Origin of the sequence: Bacillus suaedaesalsae, from assembly GCF_016890225.1 — a bacterium.
In the GTDB taxonomy this organism is placed as follows: domain Bacteria; phylum Bacillota; class Bacilli; order Bacillales; family SA4; genus Bacillus_BS; species Bacillus_BS suaedaesalsae.
Map to the genome: position 1 here is coordinate 76420 of NZ_JAFELM010000018.1, position 26219 is coordinate 102638.

A 26219-nucleotide genomic window follows, 5' to 3' on the forward strand; every position below is an offset into this window, starting at 1 on the left:
CGACTTTACAATACCAACAACGCCTCGGGGACAAAGGAGCGCGATTTAATGTTTGGATATCAACAACAAAACACGATTGTATGGCTAAAGGAACAGCTTGGAAACTCATTAGATGTAGTAGTTCATGAATTAAAAGCAGGGTCACAATCAGTAAATGTTCTATACATTAGTAGTATTTGTGATGAGAAATTGATTCAAGCTAACTTAATTCTTCCATTGTTCGAAACGGAAACAGAAAGAGAATATATTACATATCTTTTTTCACAACCAAATGTCAAATCCCATAAACAATACGAAGAAACACTTAAGGCAGTGATGAACGGAAGTGTGTTCGTATCAACCTCTTCCCATCAATTTCTTTTTATAAGTGGTAAATCATCGAATAAAGCGGTAGGAGAGGCAACGGTTGAAACCGTTATCCAAGGACCACAATCAGCTTTAAGTGAGGATAAGGATACGAATTTAAATTTGATTCGAAACCGTTATCCTAGGCCAACACTTCGAATAGAAGAAAAAGAGGTCGGTAAGCTTTCTAATACAAAGATATCTTTACTTTATGATCAAGAGTATGTAAATGAGCATGTATTAAAAGAGGTTAAGAATTCACTTGAGAAAATTGAAATTGACGTATTACAAGCTGCCGGGCAGTTACATCAAAAATTAACGAAAAGCAAAAGAACGCTCTTTCCGACAATGATGATAACGGAACGTCCCGATCGAATTGTATTTAACTTAGCTCAAGGGAAAATTGTGTTACTAATTGATGGAACACCCTTTGCTGTCATATTGCCAGCGGTTTTTTACGATTTTATATCCTCAATGGAAGATCTGTATCAGACGTACTGGGTTAGCAAATTCATCGTATTTCTACGTTACATGGGATTGTTTATAAGTCTCATCTTGCCAGCGATGTATGTCGGGGTCACTGCCTTTAACCCTGAAATTTTTAGAGTTCAACTCGCATTAAGTATTGCAGGTTCTCGTGTAGGAGTTCCTTACCCTGCTTTTTTAGAAGTACTGTTAATGCTGCTTATGATGGAGCTTCTAACAGAGGCAAGTGTTCGATTACCGAAAGCAATAGGATCAACGGCAACGACAGTTGGAGGATTAATCTTAGGACAAGCTGCTGTTGAAGCAGGACTTGTATCGAATGTAATGATTATCATTGTAGCAGCAGTTGCCATCTCAAATTTTGTAATTCCAATTAACTCCATGAGTTTTGCAATGAGGGTTGTAAAGTATGTTTTATTACTAATTACTAGCTTTCTAGGCATGGTTGGACTTGTCATTGGTATCATTTTATTAATTTGTTATTTGACCAGTCTTAAAAGCTTCGGTGAACCATATTTAAAGGTTTTTATGGAACCGAAAGCAAAAGATAAAAACATGGCAAGACGTTCTAAAGGGGAGGTTGGATCGCCCTGACTCGCTATTTCTACTATTTAGTTGTCCTAAATATGATGGTTAATTTATTTGTGTTTGTTCCGACGATTATGATTGAGGAACGCTTTCATGGTGCGGTCATGGCGATTCCGATAGGGATTATAGTCGGATCAATTCTGTTATTTATGTTTGTTCGCTCAAGTAATAAATTCTCCGAAAAGGGAATTCCTGAAATATTAGAATTGACACCTAAATGGTTTCGTGTAATATTTCTTGTTTTCTTAGCGATCATGTGGTTTTTGGCAGGGAGTATTTCTCTTTTGGCCTTTAATAATGTAACTATTCGATTTTTAAATCCTGATATTTCAGGTGTAAATATGATTTTAGCGTTTGCAGTGTGTACGTACTTAATTATTAGTCGATTAACAACCATTCAAATTCTATATGCATTAGAAATCATTATGATTATAAACTTTCCTCTCATGTTATTACTGGTGCTACAGGCATATATGAATGATTATATTAGCTGGGCTTCTATCGTTGAGGTGGGAGGGCACTTCTCAGAATTTCCTTCATATGGAGTTATCGCTGCAGCAACTTTTATTTTCTCTGGATATGCAAATATGGCGATCTTCAATCGAGTATTCAAAGATAAAATACCATTAAGAACTCTATGGCTCATTCCAATCTTGGGAACGATCACATTATTTACAACGTTATTTATTCCAATTGGTTTTTGGGGGGCAGATGGTGTAGGGGATTTGAACTTCCCTTGGGTTTCAACAGCAGATACCCTGCGAATTGAGTATGGACCAATTGAACGATTGATTTCTATATTTTTGCTGTTATACATAAGTGTTTCACTCATGAGTGTCACCGTTCATTGGCATGTATCCTTTGAAGTAATAAAAAGTATGTTGCCGGTAAAGAAGTTTAATGACAAAAGAAAAAAAATCATTGAACGGGTAATACTCTTACTTTTTATCATTGTGACCGTCTTATTAGAAATGAATTTAAGAGAAGCAGGCATTTTAGAAATAGGCAAGTATTGGTTAGACTTACGTTTGCCCAGTGAGACGGTGCTCGTTGTCATCATGTTTTTACTAGCGAGGAGGAAGTAGAATGAGAATAAATTTACATTATACTTTGAAGAATTTCTTTCTACTCATTCTTCTTTTCCTACTAACATCTTGTGGTTACAAAGATATCGATAAACGAATATTTGCGGTGGCTATTGGAGTTGAGAAACCGGAAAAGGAAAAGGAAAAGTATAGTGTGTTGGTGAAGTTCGCTGTTCCTACAGCTGACATCAAGGCAGGGCAAAAGGATTTTATTATTATAAAGGAATCCGGTGATTCTGTAACAGAAGCGATAAGAATGATTAAATCGGAGGTAGATAAAGAGATTGATTTTAGTCATGCGAAAATGATCATACTCGGTGAAAGTGTATTAGAAGAAGATCTAAAGGAAACGATTGATTGGTTCATAAGGAGAAGAGATATTCAAAAAATTGCTTGGATTGGTGTCGGCTCACCGGGGATAGAGGAAATACTTGAATTAAAGCCGAAATCAGAAAGCTTACCAGCGAACGCTTTATTTTTATCGTTTGGCAGAATAGGGACAGAATCACCCTATATTGTGACGGAATATTTATTTGACTTGAGGAAACGTCTTACAGAAAAGGGGATAGACCCTGTGTTACCAATTATTAAGGTAAATGATTTTAAAACATACACCATTAAAACAGCGGTTGTAATTAATAAAGAAAATAATATAGTGAAACTTAATGAAGAAGAAACTAAAGTTATGAACATTTTATTAAACCGTGCAAGAAAACTAGATATAAAAGTTGTAAAAGACGAAGATGGGAAGAAAGAACAATATTATATTGCAGCAGATAAAGCAAGTGTTAACTATAAAATATACGATGAGAGCCAACCGAAAGTTTCGGTAAAGGTTAAGCTGGAAGGAATCGTTGAGGAGTCTGTCAACGAATTATCAAGTAAACAAGTTAAGGAGTATGAAAAACTGGCGGAGAAACAAATGAAAGAAAGAATACATCGTTTGTTAACATTGCTACAAGAGCAAAATACAGATCCTATTGGTCTAGGGCTATTATATCGTGCCAATCATGTAGATAAGGATGATTGGAGCAAATGGAAAGAGAAATATGGAAATGTTGAATTTGATATTAAAGTAGATATGACCTTACAAGGTACAGGTCTTCTAAAATAAACTTGTTTAATTCAACTCCTTGTCCACTCTCATCATTCTTCCTCTTTTATCATAGATTGTTTTAAGCGATAAAAAAGGGGAGATGAGCATGAGAGCAGAAGACCAAAGGAAATTAGAATATGCGATAGATGAAATTACCGAAATTGCGATAGGCTTTGGACTTGATTTTTATCCGATGCGATACGAAATCTGCCCAGCAGATATCATTTATACATTCGGTGCATATGGAATGCCAACTCGTTTTTCGCATTGGAGCTTTGGAAAACAATTTCACCGCATGAAGCTTCAGTATGATTTAGGTCTAAGCAAGATTTATGAACTTGTTATCAACTCAGATCCTTGTTATGCGTTTTTATTAGATTCTAATACCCTCATTCAAAATAAGTTAATTGTCGCCCACGTTCTAGCCCATTGTGATTTCTTTAAAAATAACTGCCGTTTTAGTAATACGAAGAGAGATATGGTTGAGAGTATGGCAGCAACAGCAGACCGAATTGCAGAATACGAGCACATTTACGGTAAAAAGGAAGTAGAAGAGTTCTTAGACGCAGTATTAGCGATTCAAGAACATATTGACCCATCCTTAATGAGACCGAAATTGTCGTATCAGCTAGAGGAAGAGGTGGAGGTAATTGAGACACCGTCTACTCCATATGATGACTTATGGGCTCTCGATAAGCCTAATACACCTAAAAAGAAGATGATAAAAAGAAAGAAGAAAGTTCCACCAAATCCAGAAAAAGATATTATGTTATTCATTGAAGAATATAGCCGTGAACTCGAGGATTGGCAACGAGATATTTTAACGATGATGAGAGAAGAAATGCTGTATTTCTGGCCACAGCTTGAGACGAAAATCATGAACGAAGGCTGGGCTTCGTACTGGCACGGCCGAATTCTTCGCGAAATGGATTTAACATCAGATGAAGTGATCGAATTTGCCAAACTTAATGCAGGTGTTGTGCAGCCATCCAAAACGAGCATTAATCCCTATTATTTAGGATTTAAAATGTTTGAAGATATTGAAAAACGCTGGGATAACCCAACAGAAGAAATGAAACGAATGGGAGTAAAACCAGGATCCGGTCGAGAAAAAATGTTCGAAGTACGTGAAATTGAATCCGATATCTCATTCTTACGGAACTATTTAACGAAAGACCTTGTCATGAGAGAGGATATGTATTTGTTCCAAAAGCAAGGGAAGGATTACAAAGTAGTCGATAAAGCATGGGAACAAGTACGTGATCAGCTCGTAAATATGAGAGTAAACGGAGGCTTTCCATACATTACCGTAAATGATGGAGACTATCTCAAAAACGGTGAACTATATTTACGTCACTGGTTTGAAGGAATCGAATTGGATCTGAAATATTTAGAAAAGGTACTTCCTTATATTCACCGACTTTGGGGAAGACCTGTTCATATGGAAACTGTGATTGAAAGTAAAGGTGTCTTGTTTACGTATGATGGAAAGGGAATTCATCGGAAGTATATATAAAAGAACCTAGCCGCTAAGAGGAGACTTAGCGGTTTTTCTATTCTAATTATGAAGTATGAAATAAGCGTATCCACGTAACGACAAAGTGAGAGGTATGGAAGGATTTAATTGATATCTCGTGAACATAAATGAGTGTTTGGAAGTTTTTTTCACATGTGATAAAAGTTAATCAAGTAAAGTTGATTTAATTATTTGCAAAATGCAAGTAATGTGATATAGTTTAATTATTAGTTCCAATTAAATCCATTAGCAAGATATGAAGTATTTCGTCGAAGTCATAATACTTGTAAGTTGCAAGTATTGTGTCGATACAATGAAAGGAGAACATGAATGAGAGAATATTTTCAAACAATCACAAGAAGATTTGGTTTATTAAGTAAGACATGTTGTTCGGTGGATGGAGTGGACGTATCTGCTGTCCAAAGTCACATACTCTATGAAATTCAAAAAAATCATAATGTATCTATTCAGCAGTTATCAGAGATTTTAGGTGTAGATATCACAACCTTCAGCAGGCAAATACAAACACTTGTAAAAATAGGATTAGTTAAGAAGACTCCATATTCAGGAGATAAGAGAATTACATTATTAGGTCTAACGGACATAGGTGACAAAGTTGCGATAGGAATCGATCAACAAGTGAATCAGTTTCTCGAGGATATCTTTATGGAGATGACTGAAATAGAACGAGAAGATGTTCAACGATCTATTAGATTATTAGCAAAAGTAATGGATAATCCGTCTATACGCTATCAATCATACTGTAGTAACGACTCATGTTAATTGGGAGGATACGTGGAATGGTTATCAGAGAAGCTGTATCAAAAGATTTGACTTCTATTCTAACTATTTATAATCAAGGGATTGAGGATCGAATAGCAACACTTGAAACAGAACAAAAAGATCAACAATATATGATGAAATGGTTTTCTAAGCATCAAAATCGATACAAGGTGTTGGTTGCAGAGATTGAAGATATAATAGTAGGCTGGGCATCTTTGAACCCGTACAATGCAAGAGATGCTTACCGAGGTGTTGCAGATTTATCAATCTATATAGCTAGGAGTCATAGAGGTAGTGGAATCGGTTCAGTTTTACTTGAACAAATTGAACAGCTAGCAATCCAAAATCACTTTCATAAAATTGTCTTATTTACTTTCTCGTTTAATGGATTAGGGCAAGGCTTGTATCGTAAGAGAGGCTTTAGAGAGGTTGGAGTATTTAAGAACCAAGGCATACTTGATGGAAATTATGTTGATGTTATGGCGATGGAAAAATTGCTGAAATCATAAGGAGGAGTTCATATGTTATACACATTACCTATTATTATTATTGGTGCAGGACCAGTAGGGCTAGCTGCTGCGGCACACTTAGTACGCAAGGGAGAATCCTTTATCATACTAGAGTCTGGTAAAGAAATAGGTGCGAATGTTTTGGAGTGGGGACATGTCAAAATGTTTTCACCGTGGCAGTATAATATCGACATTGCTTCACGAGAATTATTAGAGAAAGCAGCATGGAATTCACCAGGAAATGAAGAACTTCCAACTGGTAATGAGTTGGTGAATGATTATTTGATTCCTTTAAGTCAACTTCCCCAAATAAAAGAGAATTTGCTATTGAATGCGAAGGTAGTGGGAATCACTAGAAAAGGAATTGATAAATTAAAAAATCAAAATCGCGAAAGCGTACCCTTCCAAGTATATGTAGAAGTGGGAGATGAAATAAACGTATTTGAGGCAAGAGCAATCATTGATGCATCTGGTACTTGGAAAAATCCGAATCCTTCATTATCAAATGGTTTATGGACGACACCCGAAAGAAATTTAAAAGGTAAGATCCATTATGGAATTCCAAATGTAAGAGAAATGGAACAACGTTATGCGAATAAAACCATAATGGTTGTCGGCAGTGGTCATTCTGCGATTAATACAATATTAGATATGGCAGAACTAAAAGAAAAATATCCTAACACAGCTATCTATTGGGTTTTAAGAAAAACGAATGTAGCCGCCGTTTATGGTGGGCAAGAAAACGACCAATTACCTGCTAGAGGAGAACTTGGAATTAGAATTCAAAAGGTAGTTGAATCAGAAAAAATTAACGTGCTTACTCCATTTTATATTTCTCAATTACTGAAAGAAGGCAGTCATATAAAAGTATATGGTGAGTTAAATGGAAAAGAGTTTAGTATTTCAAACGTAGATGAAATGATCGTTAGCACTGGTTTCAGACCAGACACCTCGTTCTTAGATGAAGTCAGATTAAACCTAGATGAAGCAGTAGAAAGTGTGAAGGCCATTGCTCCTTTAATTGATCCCAATTTTCATAGTTGTGGAACCGTTAGACCTCATGGTGAAGCAGAATTACGCCAATCGGAAAAGGATTTTTATGTTGTTGGAATGAAGAGCTATGGAAGAGCACCAACGTTCTTACTAGCAACAGGATATGAACAAGTAAGATCGATTGTCGCTTATATGACTGGAGATGAAAAAGGGGCAAAAGAGGTGCAATTAGAGCTACCCGAAACCGGGGTATGTAGTACAGGGATTATAAATAAAAGTGCAGCAAACAACTCATGTTGTGGTAGTAGTGAAAGTAAGATTGAAATTATAACCTCATCATGTTGTAGCTAATACTAAAAAAGTATAATTTTTCGATTTAGTTTAGATGTCGTGACTTTATTATATATAATAGGGCGATTTTTTTTGAATTGTTTATTTAACGTAATACATTTTTTATCTACTTCATAGTGTAATGGAGCATATACTGGGGGAGAGACAAGGTCTCTGGTTCCCACAGGCGAAGCCGAGGAGGTAGGTTTATTCACGATAGTGAAATTAACCATCGACTTTCTCCCGCGGAAAGCAAGTGTCTGAAGCGGAATGGATGGACATCATTTTAAAGTTACCAATTTATTACCTGTTAGAAAAAACAAGAGGCTGTTCGAAAAGTCATCTATTCATGACTTTTGGGACAGCCTCTTATTTTTTTCAGCATGATGTAGGTCTAAATAAACAGCAAAGTTCTTCAGATAATAGATGATTAATTTCTGCTTGGTTTAAGTTGTAGTAACTCCAAGTCCCTTCAGTTCTCTTCGTAATAATATTTGCATCCAATAAAATTTTTAAATGATACGAAAGTTTCGATTGAGACATATCCATAAGTGGTGCTAAATCACAAACACACATCTCACCTTTTTCAGTAAAGATGTTCATTATTTGCAATCTCTTTTGATCAGCAATGGCTTTGAATTTAGCTTCGTATTTTTCAAAGATTTTCCCCTTTGAGATATCTTGTAAAGGAATGTTGCGTTCCAATAATCTCACCCTCTTTGTCATTATCATATGGGTATAGATAAATCATGTCAATCATTTAATCAAAAAGTATTGATTAAATGGGTAGTTGTATCTTGAACCTTTTAATTTAGGTCTGAAAATTTTGGATAAGATCTTCTCATCTATCATAAACAATCCAAACAAATTATAAGATGTGGAAATAATCAATTTTATTTGATTTAAAAAAATTAATGAGGGGGAATTTTGATGGATTTCATCTTTTTTTCCATATTTTCACACTAATAAAGTGACAAATAATAAAGGCAGAGTAGCTAATTAAGCTATTCTGCCAGTTATGAAGAAACCTTTAATGTTTGCTCGAAAGAAATTTCTTTACCACCAGAATAAAATGTTTGATGATTGTTGCCGTTTAGCGTTATTTTTATATGATAGGTACCTGGGTTTAACATATCAATATTATAGTAGTTTCCATAAATTCGATTTATTTTTTTACCATTAATATATAAGTGCGCATGCCCTTCATTAAATGATTTTGTTGTTGAACCGATCTTCTCGGGGGTAAAGTTAAAGTTTGTTGTTTTAATGCTTAAAAGCCATGAGCCAGTAGGGTCCTGAGTAACATTCCCAGTTATAGTAGGTATTGGGTAACTTTTAGGAATCTCAATGATTTGCTGATGGTGCATATTATGTGAATTAGAAGCTGTCGTATGACTGTTTAGTTGATGATAATAAAGCATGGTTCCAACAAATGAGAAAATAGCTATAAAACTAACAATTCGATACATCAAATTCCTCCTATTATGCACTTATGAATTCTTGATCATTTTTGCTGTTTCTTCTTATGAAATAGCCAATAATCGCAATAAGCAGTCCAAGTGCTAGAAAAGCGAGATCATACAAAAGAGCAAGAGGATCCCCAGGCTTAACTCTATGAATTTGTAAAATATGATGATCGATTATTCCTTCGAGCAGGTTGAAGATTCCGGCACCTAGTAAGAAACCGCCGATCACAAAACGTTTTCCTTTTTCCAATGAGGTAGGGTTACCTGCTAACCATAAAAGTATACCTCCAACTACTAAAGCAACAGTTACAGCAAAATGAAAGATGCCATCACTAAAAATCTGACCAGATCGATCTGTTGCCATAATCACACTATGCCACTGTAATAATTGGTGAAAAATAATACCGTCCAATGCCCCCATAAAACCAAAGCCTAATATAAAACTTCCATAATCAAGTAATCTTCTTTTTGTTCTTTTCGTCATCTATCATTCTCCTTGCAAAACTATTCTGAACATTAATACATTTTGACCGAGATGACTAGAAGTTATACTTCTTGAACATAAGGATTATGAATTACTAATTTTCGTTTCAATCACTAGATAGATTATGTATACTTTTGGTATTCAAATATAAAAGAGGTCCTTTATGCAACTTTATGTTCCTAAATTAAAGATACAATTGTCTTCAGTTCAAATTCTTGTATTATTTTATGTTTCAGCAGTTGCAATCTCAACTATTCTTCTACTTCTGCCGATCACATTAAAAAATGGTGCTGAGTTGTCATTTTTAGATGCACTTTTCACATCGGCAAGTGCCATTAGTGTTACTGGTCTCTCAACTATTGTTGTAGCTGATATTTTGAGCGTTCCTGGTACCTTCATCTTTGCCTTCATTTTGCAATTTGGTGGAATCGGCATCATGACATTAGGTACATTCGTATGGCTATTATTTGGAAAAAAGATTGGATTAAAAGAAAGAAAATTAATTATGACGGATCAAAACCAATCAACATTATCTGGTCTTGTTCAACTTATGCGCCAAATTCTTACACTCATCATAATCGTAGAACTTATTGGTGCAGTTATTTTGGGAATACATTTCTTAAATTATTTTGAAACGTGGCAAGAAGCATTTTTACAAGGTTTTTTTGCCTCAGTTAGTGCGACAACCAATGCTGGTTTTGATATAACTGGGCAGTCATTAATTCCATTTGCAAATGATTATTTTGTACAATTTATCAATATACTATTACTGATTATTGGAGCTATCGGATTCCCGGTATTAATTGAATTAAAAGAATACTTTTCTCATAGGGGTGAATATCCGTATCGTTTCACGTTATTTACAAAATTAACGACATTTACGTTCTTTGCCTTAATTGTTTGGGGTGCGATTTTCATATGGATGTTTGAATTGAATCATTACTTTTCGAATAAAGCTTGGCATGAGTCACTTTTCTACGCTCTCTTTCACTCAGTTTCTTCAAGAAACGGTGGATTGGCAACGATGGATATGAATGAATTCTCTACTCCAACGTTACTTGTGTTGTGTATTCTAATGTTTATTGGGGCTTCTCCAAGTAGTGTAGGGGGAGGAATTCGTACAACAACTTTTGCGATTATGATCCTAAGCATTTTTTCTTATGCAAGAGGTTACAGCTCTATAAAAGTGTTCAAACGTGAGATTTATCAGGAAGATATTATTAAATCCTACATTGTTATTACCACAGCTATTATGCTTTGTGCAGCTGCTGTCATTGTTTTAATATACATCGAGCCAAATTTTACAGTAATGCAAATTCTCTTTGAAGTTTCATCTGCATTTGGAACTACAGGGCTCTCTATGGGGATTACACCTTACTTGAGTACACCTGGAAAAATTATTATTATCGCACTAATGTTTATAGGAAGAATCGGGATATTCTCATTCTTGTTTTTAATTAGAGGAAAAGGAAATGAAGAAAGTTATCGTTACCCTAAAGAAAAAATAATCATTGGATAAGTAATTGCTAAAGGCCACTGAAAATACCCAGTGGCCATTTTAGTATTTATTTTCTGTGAATGATAAAGGATTAAATGAAGAGAGTACAGAATTAGTAAATAAATTGGCAAATAAATTAGGAGCTCATTAAAGGAGGGACCTAAATTGTATAAAAAAATTTTGTTGGCAACCGACGGATCTGAGCATTCAAAAAGAGCTGCAGAAAATGCGATAAACATTGCAAAATGTACGGAAGGTTCTAAAATCTTTGTTGTATATGTTGTAGACCATGACAAGGTGAAATCAGATGTACTAAGAAATTGGAACTCTGTAGACTTTGGTGATAAACGAAAAGAGAGAATGATAGATGTTGAAAAAATGGCAGGGCAAGCAGGGGTAAACTTTGAAATCATTGTACTTCATGGTGAGCCGGGTCCAGCCATTGTAGATTATGCAAATAAACATCAATTTGAAATTGTGATAATTGGTTCTAGAGGACTAAATGTTCTGCAAGAGTTCGTACTAGGAAGTGTTAGTCATAAGGTAGCAAAACGGGCAAATTGTCCAGTATTGATTGTTAAATGATAAAGAGAATCACTAAAACAGTATTGTTCTTAGTGGTTCTCTTTTTTTATTGGCTATGAAGATTACTTAATATTCCAGTTGGGTTTTTGCTTACTTATAGAAAAAACGAGATAAATAAAGAAAATGGTTGAATTATAAAGAATATATGAGATGTTTTCGTTTTCTTGGCATTTCACAGAATGGTCACAATCCTATATACTTTGATTTGTTAAAAACGGACCCGACTTTCATGAGAGTTGAAAGTCAAGACAACATTAAAAACTAAATATAGGAAGAGGTGCCATCTTGAATTTAACAGCTTATAAAAATTCATGGTTTGGAAATGTAAGAGGAGATGTATTGGCAGGTATTGTTGTGGCTCTTGCGTTAATTCCAGAAGCAATTGCCTTCTCAATTATCGCTGGTGTAGATCCAATGATTGGATTATATGCATCGTTTTGTATTGCTGTAGTCATAGCTTTTGTTGGTGGAAGACCTGGTATGATCTCTGCTGCTACAGGTGCAACAGCTTTATTAATGGTTACATTAGTAGCTGATCACGGTTTGCAGTATTTACTTGCTGCAACTGTCTTAACAGGTATTATTCAAATTGTGATGGGTGTTTTAAAGTTAGGGCGATTAATGAAATTTGTGCCACGTTCAGTAATGGTGGGATTTGTAAATGCTCTTGCGATTTTAATCTTTATATCTCAACTACCACATTTTGTAGGGGAATCTTGGATTATGTATGCCATGGTAGCGGGAGCACTAGCTATTATTTATATTCTTCCAAGATTTACGAAAGTTGTTCCATCACCATTAGTGGCTATTATTGTCATGACAATTATTGCAGTCATGACAAATAGTGACGATCGTACAATTGGAGATATGGGTGAATTAACGTCAACACTACCAATCTTCTTAATACCGGATATTCCGTTTACGTTCGAGACATTACAGATTATTTTCCCATATTCATTATCAATCGCTATTGTCGGTTTAGTAGAATCACTACTAACAGCATCAATTGTTGATGATATGACAGATACAGAGAGTGATAAAAACAAAGAAGCACGTGGTCAAGGAATTTCGAATATCGTCTCAGGATTCTTCGGTGGTATGGCAGGTTGTGCAATGATCGGTCAATCTGTCATTAACGTGAAGTCTGGAGGAAGAGGACGTCTTTCAGCATTTGTTGCCGGAGCATTCTTAATGGTGTTAATAGTTCTATTAAAAGATTTCCTAGTACAAATCCCAATGGCCGCTTTAGTTGGTGTTATGATTATGGTTTCAGTTGGAACGTTTGATTGGTCAAACCTAAAATCAATCAGGAAAGTACCAATTACAGATACAATCGTAATGGTTGTAACGGTAGGGACGGTTCTTCAAACACATGACTTATCAAAAGGGGTTTTAGTTGGTATTCTGTTAAGTGCAATATTCTTTGCTGCGAAAATATCTAAAGTAAAAGTAACAAGCATTTCAGCACCAGGCTCTCATAAGAAGGTGTATCATGTAACTGGTCAATTATTCTTTGCATCGGTAACGGACTTTGTGGACAGCTTTAACTTTAAAGAAGAGAACGTATCAGAAATTGACTTAGATTTATCTAATGCACATCTGTGGGATGATTCTGCAGTAGGCGCAATTGATAAAGTCGTAATTAAATATCACCAAAATGGTGTGAAAGTTAACCTAAAAGGCTTAAACAATGAAAGTAACAAATTAGTTGAGAAGCTAGCTGTGCATAAAGCACCAGGCGGGTTAGATAAAGTAATGAATCATTAATAATGAAGACACGCTAAGAAATTGACGTGTCTTTTTATTGCTGTGTTAGAAGTCAATGATGATTTTGGAGCAATAATTGATTTGTAGTGGATAACACGCCATTCCCACGGATAGCAAGCACCTGTAATGGAAAGCAACATTAGAGCATTTAAAAAAAGTCTAATCAAACGTTTGTTTAGTATCCGTTTTTTTTAATGGGTCCTATATAAGTTCTTGTATGTTGTGAGATCACCCTTATTCCTAACGGATACCTTACACTTTAAATAAAATTAGTAACATTAACAGTATTCTAACTAATAACTAAAGTTTATAATTGTAAAAAACAATGATTTCTTCTTGAGGTATTCGGATGAAAAAATTTAGAAGTCTTAAATTACAACATAGAATTACCATATTTATTTCTGGGTTAACGTTATTCATCGTTCTATTAACGAGTATATTGTTTTATTATATTTTAGCTAGCACGATTGAACAGCAGCTAGGCAAGAGAGCACTTCACGTTGCAGAAACCATTGCAAAAATGCCCGAAATTACGGAAGCATTTGATGATAAGGAGCCTTGGAAGATTATTCAGCCTATTGCAGAAAGAATTCGAATTGAAACTAATGCTGAATATATTGTAATTGGTAACAAAGAAGGGATACGTTATTCTCATCCACTACAAGACAGGTTAGGGAAGAAAATGGTTGGCGGGGATAACGAACAGGCGTTAGTTCATGGAAAATCATACGTTTCAAAGGCAACTGGATCATTAGGTCCTTCATTACGAGGAAAGGTACCTGTCTTTAATGAAGAAGGTGCTATTATTGGTGTAGTTTCTGTCGGTTTTATGATGGATGACATTCATAGTATTATTACGGACTATGGAATGCCAATTTTCCCAATCGCAGGTTTAGGATTAATTGTTGGATTGATTGGTTCAGTCATATTAGCAAGAAATATTAAAAAGCTATTATTGGGACTAGAGCCTAAAGAGATTTCTTCACTTTATACAGAAAGAAATGCAGTCATTCAATCTGTTAGAGAAGGAATTATGGTTGTTAATCAGAAGGGACATATCGTGATTGCGAATCAGGCAGCCTTTGAGATTCTTAGTATTAAGGAGGATCAATCAATCATCGGGAAGAGAGTCACTGACATTGTTCCAAATACAACGATGTTAGATGTACTTGAAACAGGTGAACAACAATTTGATCGACAATTAATTATTGATAATAAAGTGGTGGTCGCGAATCGCCTGCCAGTGAAGGTTGGAGAGAAAGTCATTGGAGTGGTATCAAGTTTTCGGTTGAAATCAGATATAGAACTTCTTACTGAGGAGCTTTCCCAAGTAAAGAGGTATACAGAAGCGTTACGTGCACAAACTCATGAATATAACAACTTATTATATACACTTTCAGGGCTTATTCAACTTGAATCATATAATGAAGCATTAGTACTCATCCATAAGGAAACAGTAAGTCATCAACAGCTTGTTCAATTTATGATGCATCGTCTCAAAAATCCATGGCTAGGAGGAATTCTACTAGGATTTCATAACCGAGCAAAGGAGCTTAAAATAGATTTTGAAATAGATAAAGATAGTAACCTCTCTAAGCTAGATTACAATATTGAAAGTAACTACTTAGTTTCTATACTCGGAAATCTCATTACAAATGCATTCGAAGCAGTAGAAAAGCTTCCAAACGAAGAGAAGAAGGTAAGAGTTTATATTTCAGATGTAGGAGAGCAATTGTTATTTGAAGTAGAGGACTCTGGGAAAGGTATTGATGATGAAATCGTGTCTGAAATATTTAGAAAGGGATTTTCTACTAAAGATGGAGAAGATCGTGGCTTTGGGTTGGACAAGGTGAAATCACTACTAGAGGAAAGAAACGGATATATTACGGTAGAAAATGGGGATTTAGGAGGAGCGTTATTTGTTGTTTCAATCCCACTGAAAGGAGAGGAATAAATGATGGAGACTTTAATAGAGGTGTTAATCGTAGAGGATGATTTAAGAATAGCTGATATTCATCGCAGATTTACAGAAAAGATAGAGGGATTCACTGTAATTGGGACAGCTACAACCGGTGAGCAAGCTAAGGAATGGATCGAGACAATCCAACCTCAACTGATCTTATTAGATGTATATTTACCAGATATAAAAGGAATCGAACTTGTTACATATATTCGAGAACATTATCAGTTTATCGATATTATTATGATTACTGCAGCCTCAGAAGTAGAAGTGATTCAGCATGCTCTTCGTGGTGGGGTATCCGACTATATTGTAAAGCCATTAACCTTTGAACGTTTTAAACGTAGCTTAGAACAATATCGAAACAAGTTCCACCAATTAAGTAAAAATAAGAAACTTACAGCAGAAGAGGTTGATCTATTATGGCATGGAACGAAAAGCGAGGATTCACAGGGAACTCTTTCTCCAAAGGGAATCGATCAATTAACGTTAGACAAGATTCTAAACACGCTATCTAAGGTTGATGCAGAAGGTATAACAGCAGAACAATTAAGTAAAGTCTCTGGAGTAAGTAGATCCACTGCAAGAAGGTACTTAGAATTTTTATCCTTAGAAAACAAAGTACAAGCTGATTTAATCTATGGAAATGTTGGTAGACCAGAGAGACGGTATTCAATAAAAAAGTGAGATGGACATAGTTGTGAACTTTATGAACAAAATAAACAAAATAACCTTTATCTAACTTATGACCATAAACTATAAAAATAAATAATGTTCTGATAATTTAAAGACAGCGCTTACATGCTGTCTTTTATTTATTTTTAGATAAGGTCATTTAAAAGGGGGAAGAAGTAATGAAAAAGTTCATAGCTATTTTACTTATGAGTTTACTAGTTTTAAGTTTAGCTGCCTGTAGTGGAAATGAAAAAACTGCAGGTTCAGATGGTAACGCTTCCAAGTCTGATTATCCAGAAAAACCATTAGTGGTCGTTGCACCATCTGGAGCTGGTGGTGGATGGGATTTAACAGCACGTTCTATCGCGAAAGTGCTTTCAAGTGAAAAGTTAGTTGACGAGCCAATTACAGTGGAGAACAAACCAGGTGGAGGAGGAGCAGTATTCCTAGCAGAATATGCAACTCAAGATAAAGCAAATCCTTACAAGTTATTTGTAAGTTCACCTCCAATTTTAATCAACAATGAGAAAAAAGAGGGTAATAGTCCGTTTGGATATAAGGATACAACACCACTTGCTCAATTAACAAAAGATTACGGGGCAATTGTTGTGGGGGCTGATTCACCTTATAAGGATTTAAAATCACTACTTGATGCAATTAAGAGTGACCCAACAAAAATTACAGGAGCAGGTGGATCTTCTCCTGGTTCAATGGACCATCTAGTTGCCATTCTTCCTGCATTTGAATATGGTATCGACCCGAAAACAGTTAAATACGTTTCCTACGACGGCGGTGGTGAGGCAGTAGCAGCACTACTTGGAGGTAATGCGGACTTTATCGCGACGGATGCTTCAACTATTGGTGAATATGTAAAAGCTGGAAAAGCAAGAGTACTAGCTGTAAGTTCTAATGAAAGGTTAAGTGGAACACTAGCAGATATTCCTACTTTCAAAGAAGCTGGAATTGATGCAGAATTTACAATTTGGAGAGGGCTGTTCGGTCCGAAGGAAATGTCAGATGATGAACTGACATTCTGGAAGAGCACATTAGATACACTTTCAACAAATGAAACATGGTTAACCGAGTTAGAAACAAATGGTTGGGAAAGTGAATATAAAAACGCAGATGAATTCTCAACATTCTTAGAAGAACAAAACAAGTATATCGTAGAACTTCTTACAGCGCTTGGAATGCAAAAATAATATTCGTTTCATTGGAGAAGAGACATCCTCTTCTCCTTATCCTTTAAAAAGGGGTACAAAGCTATGAGTAAAAGATTTGATCGTTATACAAGTTTAGTATTTTTAATTATTGGAGCAGCCTTTGTGATTGAAAGTAACGGTATCTCGCAAAGTGCATATGGCAGTAATGTCGGACCTGATATTTTTCCGAAAATACTTGGAGTTCTATTAATCTTGTTAAGCTTACGGTTGTTTTATGAGACATTCCAGTATGCTAAGAATCAAGAAAAACGGGAAAAACTTGATTATCAAAGATTCCTAATTATTTTTATCGCGGCAATCCTTTATGCATTTTTACTAGAGAGTCTTGGATATGTCATCACAACCTTTTTATTCTTGATTGTAGGTTTTCAAGCAATGGAGCGAGGTAGCTGGACCAAAACTTTATTAATCTCAGCAGCATTTTCTTTCGGTGTTTATTATCTTTTCGTTGAAGTCCTTAATGGGTCTCTACCCGGGTTTCCAACGTGGTTTAGCTAGGGGGGGAAGAGCATGGATGTATTACATTTTCTAGCTGGTGGCTTTGCGGAGGCACTTCAGTGGCATAACCTCGTTTTTGCTTTTATTGGTGTTTTAATCGGAACTGCTGTCGGGGTATTACCAGGTATTGGTCCAATGAGTGGAGTTGCACTGTTAATTCCTGTTACAGCATCATTGACCTCTGGTCTCGACCCAGAGGCAGCGGCAACGAGTTCTATTATATTATTAGCAGGTGTATATTATGGTGCGATGTATGGAGGTTCTACTACATCCATTCTATTAAATACACCAGGTGAGTCATCTTCTGTAGTTACAACATTAGACGGTTATCAAATGGCCAAGCAAGGGCGTGCAGGTGCTGCTTTATCTATTTCTGCAATTGGTTCCTTTTTTGCAGGTGTCGTATCATTAATCGGACTTGTAGCACTTGCAGAACCTTTATCAAATCTAGCACTGTCGTTTGGTCCTGCTGAGTATTTTTCACTTATGATCTTAGGTCTTTGTGCTGTAAGTGGATTAGCAGGGAAATCAGTTACAAAAGCGTTAATTATGACAGTAACGGGTTTGTTAGTAGCTACAATTGGTATGGATACAGTATCAGGAGTCGCGCGCTTTACGTATGAGATTCCTGTCCTATATTCCGGGCTTGAATTTTTAACAGTAGCTGTTGGGTTATTTGCTTTAGGTGAAGTGTTTAAAACTATTTTAGATAAAGATAGTGCTAATTCTGAAATTGCAAAGGTAGGTAGAATTTTACCTTCGAAACAAGATTTAAAAGACAGTACTAAACCAATTGTACGTGGATCATTGTTAGGATTCTTTATTGGGGTACTTCCTGGTGCAGGAGCTACGTTAGCTTCATTCTTTTCTTACATTGCAGAGAAGAAGATGAGTAAAAACCCAGAGAAGTTCGGAAAAGGTGCGATTGAAGGAGTTGCTGCTCCCGAAGCAGCTAACAATGGCGCATCCGGTGGAGCCATGATACCACTATTAACACTCGGTATTCCCGGATCAGGAACAACTGCCATTTTAATGGGAGCACTCATTATGTATAACATTCAGCCAGGTCCACTATTTTTCACGGATCATCCAAAGGTAGCGTGGGGACTTATTGCAAGTATGTTTATCGGGAATGTTATGCTTTTAATCTTAAACATGCCATTAGTAAAAGTATTTGCCAAAATTATTGAAACACCAGCCAAGTACCTGTTACCTATCATTGTGGCAATCTCCATTTTTGGAGTATATGCAGTCCAAGTAACAACATTTGATTTATTATTACTTCTAGGTTGTGGTGTTGTCGGATACTTCTTAACGAAAAATGACTATCCAGTGGCACCATTAGTATTAGGTTTAGTTTTAGGGCCAATGATCGAAAACAATTTACGACGTGCCTTAACAACTTCAAATGGAGATTTTATTATTTTTATTACAAGTCCTATTTCTTTAGCGTTTTTAATCATTGCAGCATTATGGATGCTCATTCCGATTTTATTAAAGCTAAAAGGGCGAAATGTCATCATCAACGAAGAAGGATAATAGAAAGAGAGTAGGGGAATTCCTACTCTCTTCCTTTCGTAGAATGGAGGATGAAGTATGGATGTATTTTTCCTCATACTGAAAAATATCATGTTACCAATCTTTATTGCCGTTGGATTAGGAATTGTTGTTCAAAAAAAGATGCAGCTAGATTTACGGACGTTATCTAAGTTAAACACATACTTTCTACTTCCAGCCGTTTGTTTTACAAACTTATATGAACGCGATCTTTCTTTTCAGTTATTCATACAAATTTTAGGATTTCTGCTTTTACTTACAACAGTTCTTATTATTCTTAGTACTTTCATTTCTAAGCTGTTTAAGTTTGAGACAAAGCTCTCAGCAAGTTATAAAAATAGTACGGTACTTACGAATGCAGGGAATTTTGGAATCCCTATGAGTGAATTAGTATTCAAACACGATCCGATTGGAATCGCAATAGCTATTATTATTTCTGCGTATCAAAATATTGTTACATTTACATACGGGATGTTTACGTCAGTTTCTTCTGAACGTGTCAAAAGGAAAATGATCAAGGAACTCCTCACGCAACCTATCATTTATAGTATTGGATTGGCTGTTTTATTGAAGGCTCTTCCTATTCGGATTCCACAACCTATCTGGGAACCAATCCAAAATATATCCGATGCCTTCCTGGCAATTGCCTTATTAACTTTAGGGGCACAGCTTGCAAATCTTTCGTTTAAGGGGATATCCAAAGCTTTGTACATTAGCATAGTCAGTAGACTAATCTTATCTCCAGCTGTAGCATTTTTGTTACTTTCAGTTTTACAAATAAAAGGGGTGACAGCAGAGGCGTTATTCATTGCAAGTGCCTACCCGACTTCACGTAATAGTGCGATACTAGCACTCGAATATAATAATCATCCAGAATTTGCAGCTCAGGCAGTTTTACTAACAACGATGGTAAGTTGTATAACGGTTACGTTAGTTGTATACATCTCTAGCTATTTGTTCTAACTGTTTTTCTTTTAAATACAATCATTTTTTGTCCTAAATAGTTAGAGATGGTATAGATGCATGCACCGATAAAAACTGCTATTTCTTTTTCAGAAAAATAGTCACTAAGTATGTTTGACAGTGGAATTTGCCGAGCGATCCATTCACCTAATCCATAACCACCGTAAAAGGAGATAAGGATGATAAGAAAGAAGCGGGGAGCTCCTTTTTGAAATGAAATGTTGCTTTTAAATGTGAATCTGCGGTTCAACAAAAAGCTAAATAGGGCACCAATAGCTGTTCCGATGGACGATGATACCCAATAGGAAAGTTGGAATACATTTAATAATAGGAAAATGACGGATAATCCAATGGCAGTATTAATAACACCTACTAGAGCAAATCGTATAAACGTATTAGTTTTTAGAAAGTTTCGTAAGCCTGAGTGTTTGAAGTTCATTACCTATACCTTTATCTATTAAGAGTTGTCGTGGAGTTGGTAAGTTAAACATATCAATGTCCACTATATATTTTGGTCGCTTTTTTGTTTCTTTGTAGATTTTACCAATATACTCCCCAACTAGTCCAATCGCAATTAACTGTAAACCACCGATAAGCCATATAGAGGTGATGAGAGAGGTCCAACCTAACTCAGTGTTTCCGAAAAACTTTAAAGATAAGAAGTAAATTCCAAACAACAAACTTATGATAAAGGATGTCGTACCTAAAAATAACACGAGACGAATTGGTGTGACGGAAAAAGAAGTAATTCCGTCTAATGCGAATGAAATCATCTTCTTTAACGGATATTTCGTTTCCCCAGCTAACCGTTCCTTTCGATCATACGTGATAGAAGTAGATTTAAAGCCAATTAACGGTACAATTCCTCTTAAAAACATATTAACTTCTTGGAAGTGCTCAAGTTCTTCTATCGCTCGTTTACTCATAAGCCTGTAATCAGCGTGATTATGTACAAGATCTACCCCCATTTTCTTCATGACTTTGTAAAAGCCAACTGCGGTATTACGTTTAAAGAATGTATCACTCTCGCGTTTGTTTCTAACTCCATAAACGACTTCATAACCTTCTACAAACTTTAAAATAAACTCTTTCATAACGCTAATATCATCTTGCAGGTCGGCATCAATTGAAATGACACAATCTGAAGTTTCTTTTGCAGTAAATAGCCCTGCTAATAATGCATTTTGGTGACCAACATTACGAGATAGCTTAATTCCCTTAATTAACGGATGGTTAATCGTGTATTTAAAAATCATGTCCCACGTTTTATCTTTACTACCATCATCAACAAAAAGAATGGAGCTAGTATTTGCGATTAATCGACTCTGAATATTTTCTTCTAAAAACTGTGTCAACTGAGACATTGTTTCTGCAAGTACTTCTTCTTCGTTGTAGCATGGTACAACAATCGTAACAATTGGCTGGTTCATATTCATCCTCCTGCTAAAGTCTAAGTTGTTTTGTATAAATAAATTTTCCAGTGGGAGTTCTTTGTTTCAAAAGTTTCCTCAAGTGATAGCTGATTTTCTTCAGCGTTAAGAATCTTAACGGAAGAGAAAATGTAACGTCCTCCCATTTCTTTAAATGCTTCGATGTTCAGTTCAACATTCTTGAGCTTTTTCTTCGTCTTTTTCGAAAACATATAATGCTTTCCAAGTTCATCGGTAAATAGATAACACCTGCCACCCCATTCATCAAAATACGTTCTAATTCTTTTGTTTTTCTCCAGTTCCTTGCTAATGATCTCCCGAAATTGATACTTGTAGCTAAGTGGATAAAAGTTGTTATACGTATCAAGTGTGTAAAAACCGTTATATTGAGCAATTGCAGGGTGTATGCCTATTGATGCTACTCGGTATGTGTTCTTTGGTAAACCAATGTGAGAGTCAATTTTTTGAAAAAGTTCCTCTGCGTAAAATTCTTTAACAGATGGCTTCTTATGATAAATAATTTCATCATTAAATGCACCTAAAACTAATAATTGAAAAACGATAAAAAATGAAATGAGCGATCTTGATTTACTATGCTCCCATATGATTTTTAAGGCAAGTGCAAAGCTAACATAAACGACAAGTGGACGTAAAAAATGAAAGCGCGCAAAGTTAAACGTGTCCATAAAGTGAAAACGTTCAGTTAATGGTAGCCAGCCTTTAAAAAACCAAAATGCATACCAAGTAGATAACGCAAAATTGAGAGCAAACAAATATAGAAACATTTTTTCTTTTATCCAAAGTCGATTTCTTATGATGATATACAGTGCAAATAAGGTCACAGGTAAAATAACGAGTCCATGGACAGTCATCACATGTGTATGACCTAAAACAAAGTTTTTAAAGGTAAGGCGAATGACTCTCCACAAAGGAAGGCGTGCATGGAAATATTCATCACGGCTCGTTAGTTCAGTAGAAAATAAAAACGAATGTACGAGACGGTATTCCACAAGTAAAAAGATAATTGTCATATAGGCAATCGATAGCAGGAATTGTAAATTAAGCCTTTTATGCCTGAATAAATCGAGGATCCAAAAGATTCCCATTGCAAACAGGAAAAAGAAAAAACCTAGTACAAAACTTGAATATAGAGGAAGTAAGGTTAGAACTACATACTCCTTCCACGTACCATTATTTTTCCGTATGTTTAAAAATGCCCACAATGCTAATGGCATCCCGAGAGTACTTAACATTCCAGATGGCCAAAACGGAGTTAGTGCAAAGGTAAGAGAGACACCAACTCGAATAAGTGCTTGATATTCTTTCGTCACAAAGTGGGTTTTTAACAAGATATACATCCCGAAGAAAGCAACGAATCTAGTAATCGCCTGACTTAAAGTATAGGCAATCATTGTTGGAAACATAGCATGTAACCATACAATACCACTCCATTCCGTCCCAAATGTATTCCTCGGAACCCCGTTAATAATTTGGGGAATGGTGGAATGGACAGAACCAAAGATTTCACCACTATTCTTAAGCACCTTGTACCAAGCGAGATTGGAATCGAGATTATCGTGAACTCGAATATGTGCATTCTCACCTAAAAAGATTAGTGGTGATAAATAAATGAAAATAAGGAGGGAAGCAAAGAAAAGGAGTCTTCGCTCAACACGTTCATTTTGAGTCATCATTATTAACTCCTTGTCATTTCTAATCTTTAGCTCAGTCATGAAATCCGACTAAGCGTATAAATAATACATTGTTAAGGTTTGCAGAATAGGTGAAAGTTATTCCAAGTTTTTACACATATACCAATTCAAAAAAATTTGTCATAATGATAACCGTTCGACAAAATATTCCAAAATATTCTAGAATGGTATGCTATGATGAAAACTATCAATAGGAATGTCGTATATTGTGAAGGAGACTGCAATGGAAACAAATTTAGGGGTAATTCGAGAAATATTTCAACCCAAATCCTACATAAACAGATTATCCATTAAAGAAGATTTATCCATTAAACCTGTCATACGTAATGTTTTGATTTTATTAGTATTTTTCGTGTTTACATCATTTTTATATAGTATGATAGGCTATCGAACAGAAGGTATTACAACAGAGTTAAGTAAAGAGCCAAACAGTTATATTGAAACACTTCAATGGTTACATACCTTTGGAATGATTTTGAAGGCAATCGTGTATCCGTTATTTTATCTAGTTATAACCTCGCTTACGCTTCATTTGTTTTTTAGAGAAATTAGTATAAAGGTGCTTTTTTATATCGGACAATATTTCCTCGTATTTATGTTCCTTTATCAAACGATTCATCTCATTTTATTTCATTATTGGGGAATTCCGGTCATTTCATCTCCATTTTCACTAGGGGTTGTGATGCAAATTGTGACGGATAAATCATTTGTTATTAATCTATCAAGCTATGTGAATCTTTTTTACTTAGGTGGAGTAGCGTTATTAATATTATTAATTAATCAACAAACAGAGAGAAGGGTACTTCATACTTCACTGTATATTATCGGGATACATCTATTGCTTGCACTCATAGGAGCTTGCCTTTCAATAATAAATGTTGATGCTTTGCTTCTTTAAATAGGAGGATTTCATGAAAAAGTGGATCTGGTCTAGTATCATGTTATTTATTCTTTGCGTTATGCTTGGGAATATATTTTTGATGAACAAATATGAAGATAAAATATATCGTGTTGTAAGTGTCGGGGAGTTTGGTAAGCCGAAAAAAGGTGATATTCGTAATGTGTTAACGAAGGATGGAGTTGTGACGTCGAATAATGAAGAAACTGTTGCTTATAATCGTGAATTCGGATTGCTTGATGAGATCTTAGTGGAGGAAGGAGAACAAGTAACAATTGGGTCTTCACTATTTCAATATGCAATGACAGATATTGAACGTTTAGAAGAGCAAATCAAACGAAAAATAGAAATTGCCGAAGCCGAAAGAAGTAAAATTGCAAAGGATATTGTAGCACTTGGTTCATATAGAGGTACCACATCAGCAAATCAAACACCAGAAGCGAAAGAAGCTGCTGAAGCCAATCAACGTATTATCAGTAGTCAAGTAAGAGAACTTGAATTACGTGATGAGTTATTGGAACTTGATATTGAGGATTATGAGAATCAACTAGATAAACTTGAAACAGAAGAGGCATCAATGGTTGTGCAAAGTACGATAAATGGGATTGTGAAAAGTATTGATCCTTCTAATCCTTCTGAAATGATTAAGATATTAGAGTTTCCTTATGTTGTACAAGGAGTGCTCTCAGAGAAAGAAATAAGAGATATAACAGTCGGGCAAAAGGTTTATGTGACGAAGGATGGACTTCAGCACATTGGAACAATTAGCGATGTATCACAGTTTCCAGTTGACACACCGAACTTAAAGCAAAAAGAGAGTTATTTTCCTTTCTCTGTTACCGTTACTGAAGAACCTGAGTTACTTCCATTTGGACATCATTTAGGTATCGACATCGTTCAAGAGGAAAGTGAAGATACGACCTATATAAATACGAGCACTGTCTTCCGTACAGGAAAAGAAAAAGGGAAAGTGTATATTGAAAGTAACGGTAAAATTAAAAAGTTGGAAGTTCAACTTGGAATTCATAGCGGGTCGAAAGTTGAAATTGTTGAAGGTCTAAACGGAAAAGAACTACTTGTTCTCAAACCAAGTATTAATATGAAAACCGGAACACCAATTGTACTACCATTAGAAGGTACTAAATTACATAGCAAGCAACTAGATGAAATTGGTAAGAGACAAATTGCAGCAACAATTGGAAAGGCAATGCTAGGGATTAATTAAGGGGACTACATTATGTAGTTCCTTCAGACTGTAGACAAACTCGAATATCTCGAGTTGTCTATAGTCTTTTTTCTTATATATATTTCTTTCTGTTAAACTAGGTGATTTCCACTCCGGCTACTTGCTTTCCGTGGGGGGCGGTGAGCTTCCTCGGCGTTTCTGCCTGCGGGATCTCACATGTCCCACTGTTCCCGCAGGAGCCGAGTGTCATCCGCTACAAACTATTTGTTAAATTAGGAGGGTATTTTAACACATCATGTAGCATTTTTTATCATACTAAAATTGGAGTAACTTAGAAAAATTAACTCCCAGGTATACTCCCAGCAACATATTAGTATATATACATCGCTAATCAAACGTTTGTTTAAAACTTGGCACTGTTAAAGAATAATGTTGATTTCCGTAGAAGGCACTCGCCGGATACCGCTGACGTCGGTGAGCCTCCTCGTCGCTATGCTCCTGCGGGGTCTCACCTGTCCCGCTTCTCCCGCAGGAGTCTCGCACCTTCCACAACAATCAACAATGTACATTAACAGAGCCTAAAACT

General features: G+C 35.7%; 24 protein-coding genes. 18 read left to right on the forward strand and 6 right to left on the reverse strand.

Going from position 1 to position 26219, the window contains the following annotated elements; all coding sequences use genetic code 11:
- Positions 1–48 precede the first annotated feature (48 nt).
- The 7 genes from JR050_RS05170 (at position 49) to JR050_RS05200 (ending at position 7752) form a co-directional block, all read left to right on the forward strand.
- Entirely contained in the window at positions 49–1425 is a 1377-nt protein-coding gene (locus JR050_RS05170) for a spore germination protein (RefSeq protein ID WP_204202441.1), read from the forward strand.
- Entirely contained in the window at positions 1422–2504 is a 1083-nt protein-coding gene (locus JR050_RS05175) for a GerAB/ArcD/ProY family transporter (RefSeq protein WP_283244053.1), read from the forward strand. Before JR050_RS05170 ends, JR050_RS05175 begins: the two co-directional genes overlap by 4 nt.
- A 1-nt stretch (position 2505) precedes the next feature.
- Entirely contained in the window at positions 2506–3618 is a 1113-nt protein-coding gene (locus tag JR050_RS05180) for a Ger(x)C family spore germination protein (protein ID WP_204202443.1), read from the forward strand.
- Positions 3619–3706: 88 nt separating this feature from the next.
- Positions 3707–5116 carry a SpoVR family protein gene (locus JR050_RS05185; protein ID WP_204202444.1) on the forward strand — a complete coding sequence of 470 codons (1410 nt, stop codon included), beginning with the start codon at positions 3707–3709 and terminating at the stop codon, positions 5114–5116.
- A gap of 330 nt (positions 5117–5446) precedes the next feature.
- A complete protein-coding gene (locus JR050_RS05190) occupies positions 5447–5899 on the forward strand; it encodes a MarR family winged helix-turn-helix transcriptional regulator (protein ID WP_204202445.1) in 453 nt (150 codons plus the stop codon).
- 8 nt (positions 5900–5907) lie between these two features.
- A complete protein-coding gene (locus tag JR050_RS05195) occupies positions 5908–6408 on the forward strand; it encodes an arsinothricin resistance N-acetyltransferase ArsN1 family A (RefSeq protein ID WP_346726712.1) in 501 nt (166 codons plus the stop codon).
- A gap of 12 nt (positions 6409–6420) precedes the next feature.
- A complete protein-coding gene (locus JR050_RS05200) occupies positions 6421–7752 on the forward strand; it encodes an NAD(P)-binding domain-containing protein (protein ID WP_204202447.1) in 1332 nt (443 codons plus the stop codon).
- A 357-nt stretch (positions 7753–8109) separates the two neighbouring features.
- Here the strand turns inward: JR050_RS05200 and JR050_RS05205 are convergent, their stop codons facing one another.
- From JR050_RS05205 to JR050_RS05215, 3 genes are all read right to left on the reverse strand, one after another.
- A complete protein-coding gene (locus JR050_RS05205) occupies positions 8110–8457 on the reverse strand; it encodes an ArsR/SmtB family transcription factor (RefSeq protein ID WP_204202448.1) in 348 nt (115 codons plus the stop codon).
- Positions 8458–8747: 290 nt separating this feature from the next.
- Positions 8748–9200, reverse strand: coding sequence for a hypothetical protein (locus JR050_RS05210; protein WP_204202449.1), 453 nt, complete (start codon positions 9198–9200; stop codon positions 8748–8750).
- A gap of 13 nt (positions 9201–9213) precedes the next feature.
- The gene (locus JR050_RS05215) at positions 9214–9681 is read right to left on the reverse strand and encodes a DUF2243 domain-containing protein (RefSeq protein ID WP_204202450.1); all 468 of its coding nucleotides are present in this window, start codon (positions 9679–9681) and stop codon (positions 9214–9216) included.
- A gap of 163 nt (positions 9682–9844) precedes the next feature.
- Here JR050_RS05215 and JR050_RS05220 point away from each other — a divergent pair, with 163 nt between their 5' ends.
- From JR050_RS05220 to JR050_RS05260, 9 genes are all read left to right on the forward strand, one after another.
- The gene (locus JR050_RS05220) at positions 9845–11200 is read left to right on the forward strand and encodes a TrkH family potassium uptake protein (RefSeq protein WP_204202451.1); all 1356 of its coding nucleotides are present in this window, start codon (positions 9845–9847) and stop codon (positions 11198–11200) included.
- A 144-nt stretch (positions 11201–11344) separates the two neighbouring features.
- On the forward strand, positions 11345–11764 hold the full coding sequence (locus JR050_RS05225) for a universal stress protein (RefSeq protein ID WP_204202452.1): 420 nt from the start codon (positions 11345–11347) through the stop codon (positions 11762–11764).
- 285 nt (positions 11765–12049) lie between these two features.
- On the forward strand, positions 12050–13531 hold the full coding sequence (locus JR050_RS05230) for a SulP family inorganic anion transporter (RefSeq protein ID WP_204202453.1): 1482 nt from the start codon (positions 12050–12052) through the stop codon (positions 13529–13531).
- Positions 13532–13880: 349 nt separating this feature from the next.
- On the forward strand, positions 13881–15485 hold the full coding sequence (locus tag JR050_RS05235) for an ATP-binding protein (RefSeq protein WP_204202454.1): 1605 nt from the start codon (positions 13881–13883) through the stop codon (positions 15483–15485).
- Between the two features lie 3 nt (positions 15486–15488).
- A complete protein-coding gene (locus JR050_RS05240; protein WP_204202484.1) occupies positions 15489–16178 on the forward strand; it encodes a response regulator in 690 nt (229 codons plus the stop codon).
- 167 nt (positions 16179–16345) lie between these two features.
- Positions 16346–17368, forward strand: coding sequence for a tripartite tricarboxylate transporter substrate binding protein (locus JR050_RS05245; RefSeq protein WP_204202455.1), 1023 nt, complete (start codon positions 16346–16348; stop codon positions 17366–17368).
- Positions 17369–17431: 63 nt separating this feature from the next.
- On the forward strand, positions 17432–17887 hold the full coding sequence (locus JR050_RS05250) for a tripartite tricarboxylate transporter TctB family protein (RefSeq protein ID WP_204202456.1): 456 nt from the start codon (positions 17432–17434) through the stop codon (positions 17885–17887).
- Positions 17888–17899: 12 nt separating this feature from the next.
- Positions 17900–19426 carry a tripartite tricarboxylate transporter permease gene (locus JR050_RS05255; protein WP_204202457.1) on the forward strand — a complete coding sequence of 509 codons (1527 nt, stop codon included), beginning with the start codon at positions 17900–17902 and terminating at the stop codon, positions 19424–19426.
- Positions 19427–19483: 57 nt separating this feature from the next.
- Positions 19484–20407, forward strand: coding sequence for an AEC family transporter (locus JR050_RS05260; RefSeq protein ID WP_204202458.1), 924 nt, complete (start codon positions 19484–19486; stop codon positions 20405–20407).
- On the opposite strand, the gene JR050_RS05265 is transcribed toward JR050_RS05260, so the two are convergent.
- The 3 genes from JR050_RS05265 to JR050_RS05275 are packed head-to-tail and all read right to left on the reverse strand — an operon-like array spanning position 20391 to position 23531.
- The gene (locus JR050_RS05265; RefSeq protein ID WP_204202459.1) at positions 20391–20846 is read right to left on the reverse strand and encodes a GtrA family protein; all 456 of its coding nucleotides are present in this window, start codon (positions 20844–20846) and stop codon (positions 20391–20393) included. The genes JR050_RS05260 and JR050_RS05265 overlap by 17 nt on opposite strands.
- Positions 20803–21837 (reverse strand): glycosyltransferase family 2 protein, encoded by a 1035-nt coding sequence (locus JR050_RS05270; RefSeq protein WP_204202460.1) that lies wholly within the window; start codon positions 21835–21837, stop codon positions 20803–20805. The genes JR050_RS05265 and JR050_RS05270 overlap by 44 nt, the downstream gene beginning before the upstream one ends.
- Positions 21838–21857: 20 nt before the next feature.
- A complete protein-coding gene (locus tag JR050_RS05275) occupies positions 21858–23531 on the reverse strand; it encodes a DUF6044 family protein (RefSeq protein WP_204202461.1) in 1674 nt (557 codons plus the stop codon).
- Positions 23532–23772: 241 nt separating this feature from the next.
- Between JR050_RS05275 and JR050_RS05280 the strand changes: the two genes are divergently transcribed.
- Together JR050_RS05280 and JR050_RS05285 are read left to right on the forward strand one after the other, a co-directional pair.
- Entirely contained in the window at positions 23773–24447 is a 675-nt protein-coding gene (locus tag JR050_RS05280) for a hypothetical protein (RefSeq protein ID WP_204202462.1), read from the forward strand.
- 13 nt (positions 24448–24460) lie between these two features.
- The gene (locus JR050_RS05285; RefSeq protein ID WP_204202463.1) at positions 24461–25672 is read left to right on the forward strand and encodes an efflux RND transporter periplasmic adaptor subunit; all 1212 of its coding nucleotides are present in this window, start codon (positions 24461–24463) and stop codon (positions 25670–25672) included.
- Positions 25673–26219: the final 547 nt, after the last annotated feature.